Here is an 8346-nt window from a genome sequence, read left to right on the forward strand (position 1 = left end):
GGCAGATGAAAGCGTGGCCAGCGTTGACGCTGTCGCGCGGCGACGTTGTGTGGGACGGCGCACAGCCACGCGGCGCGCGCGGCCGCGGCGAATTTCTGCCGGCTTTGCGTGCGCAACCGGCGCAACCTCGTCGACCGATGAACCCGCGCATTGACGCGCACCGGGTGCTGCCACGCTTTGCCTTCCCCGCCGTTTATCGGGATTAGGAAAGGCTTTGCGGGTCGCGCGTCTGGTGCATTCCGCGCCGCTTCACACGCTGTTTTATCTCGTACGTATTGTGATTTCCATGGAGAGCCTGATGTCCGAACGATTTTCGCGTCGCCAATTCCTCCAACGTGCTGGCGCGGGTGCAGCCCTGGTGTCGATCGGCCTGCCGCGCTTTGCGATGGCCGCCGGGCTCACGCTTGACGACATCAAGAAGGCCGGCGTGTTGCGCATCGGCTGCGAAGCGAGCTATCCGCCGCTGACGTATCGCGACACGAGCGGCGCGATGATCGGCTACGACGTGGATCTGGCCAACGCGTTTTGCCGCAATCTCGGCGTCAAGGCGCAGTTCATCGACACGGTCTGGTCGGGCGTGATTCCGTCGCTCTACACGAAGAAGTTCGATCTGGTGATGAGCAGCCTGAGCTATACGGCCGAGCGCGAAAAACATGTGGACTTCTCGGTGCCCTACGTCGAAGCCTCGCAGGCTCTTCTGATCCGGGCGGCGGATCAGAAGAGCGTCACCGGCATTGCCGGCATGAACGGCAAGGTGCTGGGGCTCAAGCTCGGCTCACCGGGTCAGATACTGGAGCCCAAACTCGACGCGCAATTGAAAGCAGCGGGCGGAGCGGGCTTCAAGGACGTGAAAACCTTCGACGATCATCCTGCCGCCTATATCGCGCTGGCAGAGGGCCGAGTGGACGGTGTGCTCAACACCTTGCCGACGCTATCGCTCGTCCTCAAGAACGCGCCGGGCAAATATGCCATCGTCAAGGGCATCGGTGCGGATAACTGGGCGGGCATCGCGGCGCGCACCGACGATACCGCGCTGATCGGCTTTATCGATCAGCAACTGCACCAGTTCAGAACCGACGGCACGCTGCATAAGCTGCAGCAGAAGTGGTTTGGTTTCGACATGAACTTGCCGGACACGATTCCGGCGCTTTCCTGAGAGGCCGCCGTCCATGGACTGGAGCATTATCGTCACGGCGTTGCCGATCCTCGCGGTCGGCCTGCTCGCCACGCTCAAGGTCTGCCTCGCGGCGATCGCGATTGGCATCGTGCTCGGCTTCGTGTTGGGCTTTGGCGCGCTCAGCCGTTTCAGGGTGGTCCGCATCGCCGTGTTGGCCTATGTCGATTTCGTGCGCGGCACACCGCTGCTGGTGCAGATCTTTCTCGTTTACTTTGCGTTGCCGGTCATTGGCATCAACTTCAACGAGTATTGGGCCGGCGTCATCGCGCTCAGCCTGAATGCGGGCGGCTTCATCTGCGAGATCGTGCGCGCCAGCATGCAGTCCGTCGATCGCGGTCAGACCGAAGCCGCACAATCCATCGGCATGCGGCACGCTCAGATCGTTCTGCACGTATTGTTTCCGCAAGCCTGGCGACGCATCCTGCCACCGCTCACCAACGAACTGATCTCGCTGATCAAGGGCTCGGCGCTGCTGTCCGCCATCTCCGTGTATGAACTCACGCATGCCGGGCAGGAAATCATTGCGACGTATTTCTCACCGTTCGAGATTTTCCTGCTGATCGCCCTCTACTACTACGCGTTGATCTCGGCCCTCGCGTGGCTGTCGCGCTACCTCGAGCGGCGCCTGCCGCAATATTGACTTCATGAGATCGGGTTCCAGCATGTCTTCCACCGTTACCGTCTCTGAGCTCCCCGCAGTTCCCGCGAAGGACGCCGCCGCGCGCGTGCAGGCGGGCGCAGCGGCGCGGCTGTTGTCCATAGAAGGCCTGCACAAGCGCTTCGGCGACAAGGTCATTTTGCCCTCCGTCTCCCTGCAGGTCGGACACGGCGAGACTGTCGTGTTGATCGGGCCATCTGGTTCGGGCAAGACGACGCTCCTGCGCTGTCTCAACTTCCTGGAACGGCCGGACGGTGGCACGATCCACCTTAATGACGAGCGTATCGGGCTGTCAGAGCAAGGTCGCATCCTGCCCGAAGCCGAACTGGCCCGACAGCGCAGCCGCATCGGCTTCGTGTTTCAGCGCTTCAACCTGTTCGCGCATCTGAGTGCACTGGATAACGTCGCCGCCGGCCCTCAGCGCGTGCTGGGACTCTCGCGCGAGGCGGCCCGCGCTCGCGCACAGGTGGCGTTGGAAAAAGTCCAGCTCGCGCAACACCTCGGCAAACGGCCGGCGCAACTCTCAGGCGGCCAGCAGCAACGCGTGGCGATTGCCCGCGCGCTTGCGATGGAACCGGAGATGATCCTGTTCGACGAACCGACCTCGGCGCTCGACCCGGAACTTGTCAACGAAGTGCTCGACGTGATGCGCGATCTCGCCGCGGCCCGGATGACGATGATGGTCGTGACACACGAAATGAGCTTCGCTCGCAACGTCGCGCATAGGGTGGTCTTCATGGACGCCGGCGCCATCGTCGAACAAGGTACACCCGGCGACGTCTTCGGCCGTCCGCGCGAAGAACGCACGCGGCGCTTCCTGCAACACCTGCACACCTGAACTGAACCGGACCACCTGGCTGATGACTGCCTTACCTATCGAATTTGACCTTGACCTGTTGCTCCTGGGCGCCACTGTCGTGACGATGGACCCGGCTCAACCGCTGTTGCATGACGCGGCGATCGGCATTCGCGGCAACCGGCTCGCCTTTGTTGGCCGCGCGCAGGATCTGCCGGTACAGACACGCGCGCGAACCACGCGCCGGCTTGACGGACGCGTCATCGTGCCCGGCTACGTGAACGTCCACACGCACGCCATTCTGACAATGGTGCGCGGCGTCGCCGAAGACCTCGGTTTCGCGCCCGCCTACACGCCCGGGATTCCCCACGGCCATGACGTGCGCCCGGACGAAGCGATCGCGCTGGCGCGTCTCGGCGCGCTCGAAGCGATGCTGTTCGGCTCGACGCTGATCAACGACACCTATGTCCACGCCGATCTGACCATGGAGGCCATGGCCGACCTCGGCCTGCGCGTGTATTCGTGCGGCCGCCTGCACGACGTGGATTTCTCCGGTGTCGCGGACGGACGCTGGGAATACCATGCCGCGACCGGCGAGCGCACGCTCAACGAAGCACTGACACTGGCCGGTCGCTGGAATCGCAAGCACAACGGGCGCACGGGCGTCCAGCTTGCGGTTCATGCGCCTGATACCTGCTCCGACGACTTTCTGCGTCTGATCGCCGAGGCAGCACGTGCGCACAATCTCGGCGTGACGACGCATCTCGCGCAAAGCCGCACCGAAGTCAGCGTGGTGAAGAAGCGTTCGGGCAAGAGCCCCGCGCAGTTGCTAGACGAAGTCGGGCTGCTCAACGAAAGGCTGGTAGCGGCGCACTGCCTGTATCTGGACGACGACGATATCGCCCTCGTCGGCCGGGCCGGCATCACGGTCGCACACATCCCCAAGGGCAACGCGACGGGCGGCACGATGGCGCCTACGCCGCGTCTGCGCGCCGCCGGCGCGCGCATTGCGTTGGGCACCGACAACATGCACGCCGACATGACCGAGGTCATGCGCTGGGCACTGGCCATCGCGCGCATCCAGTTGGGCGAAGTTGCCGCGGACTGGCAACCCGCCGATGCGCTTGCCATGGCAACGCAGAACGGCGCGCACGCCATGGGGCTTGGCGACGAACTCGGCTGCCTCAAGACAGGCTGGCTCGCCGACCTTGCCATATTCGATTTCCGGCGCGCGCATCTGACGCCTCACCCGAATCCGTTGGGCACGCTGGTGCACACGGGACTCGGGCGAGATGTCGAGATGGTCGTCGTGGATGGTGAGATTGTGGTGGACGGCGGCACCCCCACCCGTTGCGATGTCGATGCCGTCATCGCGGCCGGCAAGCACGCTGCCACGCAACTATGGAAGAGGGCAAGTGCATGAGCACCCCGCACATTATCGATTCTCAGTCGAAGCACGGCGCAGCGGGCGCCGGCCTTGCGGCCTCACAGGCCCGCACCTCGCCAACCGGTGCCGCCGTGCAGATGCGCGGCATCCGGCATCGTTTCGCCGCCGTGCCGGTGATCGAAGACGTCACGCTTGAGATTGTCCCTGGCGAACTGGTTGCATTGCTCGGCCCATCGGGCTGTGGCAAGAGCACCCTGCTGCGTATCCTGGCCGGTCTGCAAGTGCAGTCAGAGGGCGAAGTGCGGATTGGCGGCCAATGCGTGGACGGCCTCGCGCCGCGCCAACGCGGCGTGGGCATCGTGTTCCAGAACTATGCGCTGTTTCCGCACATGACGGTCGCCGCGAACGTCGCTTATGGTCTGGAAGCCAACGGCGTCGCACGTCGCGATGCGGCTCACAAAGCCATGCAGATGCTCGATATGGTTCGCATGGAAGCATTTTCGAAGCGTTATCCGCGCGAGTTGTCGGGCGGTCAGCAGCAACGCGTGGCACTAGCCCGCACGCTTGCCGTCGAGCCGCGCATCCTGCTGCTGGACGAGCCCTTTGCCGCACTCGACAAAAACCTGCGGCTCGATATGCAGATCGAAATCCGCCGGCTCCAGCGTGAACTGAATATCACGACCGTGATGGTGACCCACGATCAGGAAGAGGCGATGAGCATGGCTGACCGGGTCGCCGTGCTCAATCGCGGGCGACTCGAACAATACGACTCGGCGGTCGCGATCTACGATCAGCCCGCCACTCCGTTCGTGGCCACCTTCGTCGGCACGGCGAATATGCTGCCGGTCAGCTTGGGCGTACGCGGCAGCCAGTGCGTTGCACACTTCGACGATGGCGCCGTGCTGGCCGTTGCTCACCCCGGCCCGTGGCGCGATGACGGCGCGGCCCTGCTGGCGGTCCGTCCCGAACAATGGGCCTGGCAGTTACCGCAGACCGGCGCCAGCGCGCCTCAGCTGCTGGCTACCGTGCAACTGGCGATGCCGATTGGTCCCACGTTGGTGGTCGATCTGCAGACCGATGCCGGTCCGACCGTGAAGATATCCATGCCGCGCGCCGAGGGTGCCGACTTGCGCCCTGGCTTGCGCGTCGCGCTCGATTTGAAGCCGGGTGTACGGGTACGCACATTCAAGGCGCCCCACCCCCCGTCCGCAGGTGCTTAACACGTGGTCACGATCGTCCCGATGCAACGCGCCGCCCGCTTCGTCGTCGCTGGTTCATCCTGTTTAACTAACCGTCCAGAGGTCGTATGTCGCTGATCGATCACCAACGCCGCAAGCTCCTGCAACTGATGGGTGCAGCGGGGGCCGTCGGCCTGTCGCTTGGCAGCCCGCTTGCCATGGCTGCGTCCGAATCCCTCGCCGCCACCACCTTTCCCGGGGCGTGGGAAGAGTCGCAACGCAAGATCCTGTTGCCCGCGTTTCGCAAGGCCGCGGGCGTGAGCGCTGTGCTCACCGCATCGCAAGCGGTCGACACGCTGACCAAGCTGGTGGCCGCGCGTAACAACCCGCCGTTCGATGTGGTCATGATGGACGAGGGTCCTTACCTGCAGGGCATCGCGCAAGGCGTGTTCGCACCCATTCCCGCGTCCCGGGTACCGAACCTGGCAAATCTGCCGGCGCACTTCGTCGATCCGAAGGGTCTGGGCGCCTATGTGTCCGCGCAGGTCTACGGCATTGCGTACAACACGGAGCGCGTGAAGGCCACGCCGAAATCGTGGAACGATCTGCTCAAGCCGGAATTCAAGGGCCGCGTCGGCCTCGTGAGTCTCGATTCCACCCTGGGCACCGTATGGATGGTGGCGCTCGCCAAGATGCTGGGAGGCGACGAAGATCACATGGACCCGGCGTTCGATTACATCAAGCGTCTGATGCCAAACGTCGGTGCAGTGGCCGCCAATCCAGGCGCGCTCGGCACGCTGTTCCAGCAAGGTCAGGTGGATATTGCCTGCCACTACATCAATAACGTGGAATCGCTCAAGGCCAAGGGTGTGCCGGTTGCACTGACGCGCCCCGACAGTAACTGGGGCATGGTCCGCAGCACGATGAACATCGTGAAGAACACCCAGGTGGCGGATCTCGCTGCGGCGTATATCAACACCGCGTTGAGTGTCGAAGTGCAGCAACAGATGACGAGCGCGCCCTACTACGTCGCACCGACGAACACGAAAGTGCCGTTTGGTGCAGCGCTCAGTGCGATCGCTCACAACGCCAATGACATGACGTCGTTCGTGCAAGTCGATTGGGCACGTATCAATCCGCGCCGTGCGGAATATATCGACCGTTTCAACCGTCTGGTCAAGGTCTGACGCATCATGAACGCGAATCACCGGATGCCACGCGACTGGCTGCTCGTGTTGCCACTGGGCCTGTTCTTCATCGCGTTTGTGGGCGTGCCGCTTCTGCTCGTCGCGCTGATCAGCCTGCACAACGACACCACCATGACGCATGTCGGCATTCACCAATACCTGGTGTTCTTTGGCGACAGCTATAACCGCGGCATCCTTTGGCAAACGCTCTGGCTTGGCGTGGCGACCACGCTCGTGACGATCGTGCTCGGCTATCCGGTCGCGCATCTCTACGTGGTGGGCACGCCGCGCTGGCGGCGTGTACTGATCGTACTGATCCTGCTGCCGCTGTTGACCAGTTCGGTGGTGCGCACGTTTGCATGGGTCGTGATTCTCGGCAATGAAGGACTCGTCAACGCGCTGCTGATGACACTCGGACTCGCGGGCCAGCCGGTCAAACTCCTGTACACGCCGCTGGCAGTGATCCTCTCGCTTGCGCAGATCGAATTGCCGTTGATGGTGTTGCCGCTCGTCACCACGCTCACTTCGCTCGACACGCGCTTGCCCGAGGCGTCGCACGCGTTGGGAGCCAGCAGCTGGCGCACCTGGTGGAAGATCACCGTACCGCTTGCGATGCCGGGTTTACTCAGCGGTACCTTGCTGGTGTTTACCGGCGCGGTCAGCGCGTTCGTGGTTCAAACCCTGGTGGGCGGCGGCCAGCTGATGTACATGCCGTTCTACATCTACGAACAGGCCATCCAGACGCAGAACTATCCGTTTGCAGCGACGCTTGCCGTGATTCTGCTGGTGAGCGTGCTGCTCGTCGTGACCTTGCTCAACTATTTCGGCCGCAAGACCAGGGGGTTTGTCCATGGCTAAATCCGCGCTTGCCGCGCCGGGCGTCGTGCCGGCGCGCCGCTCCCAACCCGGCCGCCTGTCGTTCAATGCAGTGATGGGATTGATGGGCGGCATTGGTCTGCTGATGTTGATCGGGCCTACGCTGATCGTACTGGTGACGTCACTCACGTCAGGCTACTCGCTGAAGTTTCCGCCACCGGGACTGTCATTGCGCTGGTATGAAGCGCTGATCTTCGATTCACCGGAGATCATCGACGATCTGCTATTAAGTCTGAAGCTCGCCGCCGCCGCGACCGCGTGCGCAACCGTGCTGGCGGTCGCCGCGGCGGTGACGCTCGCGCGTCGCCGCACGTTTGTCGCGCGACTGCTCGATTCGTTTTTCATGGCACCGCTGACCATTCCGTCGCTCGCGCTGGGGCTCGGCATCCTGATCCTGTTCAACCTCGAAAGCGCCGGGCTCTCGTTTGACAGTCTGCTCGCCGGACATATCGCGCTCTGCGCACCGTATGTGCTCTACACGACCTCGGCCAGTTACGCGCAGCTCGATCCGGCGCTGCTCGACAGCTCGACATGCCTCGGCGCGGGCGGCTGGTTCACGTTCCGCCGCGTCGTATTGCCGGCACTGGTACCGGGCATCGCGTCAGGCGCGTTCATTGCGTTCATGAATTCGTTCGATAACGTCGCGCTGTCGCTATTCCTGTCGGACGCGCGATCCGAAGTGCTGCCCATCCACCTGTGGCACATCATCGAGGACAGCCTCGACGTCCGCGCGGCCGCTGCCTCGGGCGTGCTGATCGTCGCCACCTTGATTTCCATGTTGGTGATGGAGCGGCTCGCCGGCTTGTCGCGGCAGTTTCGCTAGCCGCCGCAATCCACCCTTCCTTCAATCTGGTAGAAACCGTGCGCAAGATACTCTCCAACGTCAGAGCATTACACGGCACCGAACAGCATTACGAGCCGCGGCGCGTCGACGTCGTGATTGAAGGCGAACGCATTGCCGCCATCGTGCCGGGCGGCAGCGCGACCGACGGCGAACGCATACCGCTCGACGACTGCCTGCTGGTGCCGGGGCTCATCAATGGCCATCAACATTCGCATGAGCATTTTCACAAGGGACGGCTCGAAA

General features: G+C 63.3%; 8 protein-coding genes and 2 pseudogenes. All 10 read left to right on the top strand.

Annotated elements, in window-relative coordinates; genetic code table 11:
- A pseudogene (locus VGH41_RS05935) lies at positions 1–206 on the top strand (dihydropyrimidinase); the annotation flags it as partial.
- Positions 207–298: 92 nt separating this feature from the next.
- Positions 299–1156, top strand: a complete 858-nt coding sequence (locus tag VGH41_RS05940) for a transporter substrate-binding domain-containing protein (RefSeq protein WP_331596422.1) — start codon at positions 299–301, stop codon at positions 1154–1156.
- A gap of 13 nt (positions 1157–1169) precedes the next feature.
- Positions 1170–1817 carry an amino acid ABC transporter permease gene (locus VGH41_RS05945; RefSeq protein WP_331596423.1) on the top strand — a complete coding sequence of 216 codons (648 nt, stop codon included), beginning with the start codon at positions 1170–1172 and terminating at the stop codon, positions 1815–1817.
- Between the two features lie 22 nt (positions 1818–1839).
- The gene (locus tag VGH41_RS05950) at positions 1840–2673 is read left to right on the top strand and encodes an amino acid ABC transporter ATP-binding protein (RefSeq protein ID WP_331596424.1); all 834 of its coding nucleotides are present in this window, start codon (positions 1840–1842) and stop codon (positions 2671–2673) included.
- Positions 2674–2695: 22 nt separating this feature from the next.
- Complete coding sequence (locus VGH41_RS05955; protein ID WP_331596425.1) at positions 2696–4054, top strand: amidohydrolase family protein; 1359 nt, start codon at positions 2696–2698, stop codon at positions 4052–4054.
- Positions 4051–5238, top strand: a complete 1188-nt coding sequence (locus tag VGH41_RS05960; RefSeq protein WP_331596426.1) for an ABC transporter ATP-binding protein — start codon at positions 4051–4053, stop codon at positions 5236–5238. Before VGH41_RS05955 ends, VGH41_RS05960 begins: the two co-directional genes overlap by 4 nt.
- An 86-nt stretch (positions 5239–5324) precedes the next feature.
- Complete coding sequence (locus tag VGH41_RS05965; protein ID WP_331596428.1) at positions 5325–6383, top strand: ABC transporter substrate-binding protein; 1059 nt, start codon at positions 5325–5327, stop codon at positions 6381–6383.
- Positions 6384–6389: 6 nt separating this feature from the next.
- The gene (locus VGH41_RS05970) at positions 6390–7241 is read left to right on the top strand and encodes an ABC transporter permease (RefSeq protein ID WP_331596429.1); all 852 of its coding nucleotides are present in this window, start codon (positions 6390–6392) and stop codon (positions 7239–7241) included.
- Complete coding sequence (locus VGH41_RS05975; RefSeq protein ID WP_331596430.1) at positions 7234–8082, top strand: ABC transporter permease; 849 nt, start codon at positions 7234–7236, stop codon at positions 8080–8082. Before VGH41_RS05970 ends, VGH41_RS05975 begins: the two co-directional genes overlap by 8 nt.
- Before the next feature lie 38 nt (positions 8083–8120).
- Positions 8121–8346: pseudogene (locus VGH41_RS05980) on the top strand (amidohydrolase); the annotation flags it as partial.

The sequence above is a fragment of the Paraburkholderia sp. genome (assembly GCF_036488795.1).
Lineage (GTDB): Bacteria > Pseudomonadota > Gammaproteobacteria > Burkholderiales > Burkholderiaceae > Paraburkholderia.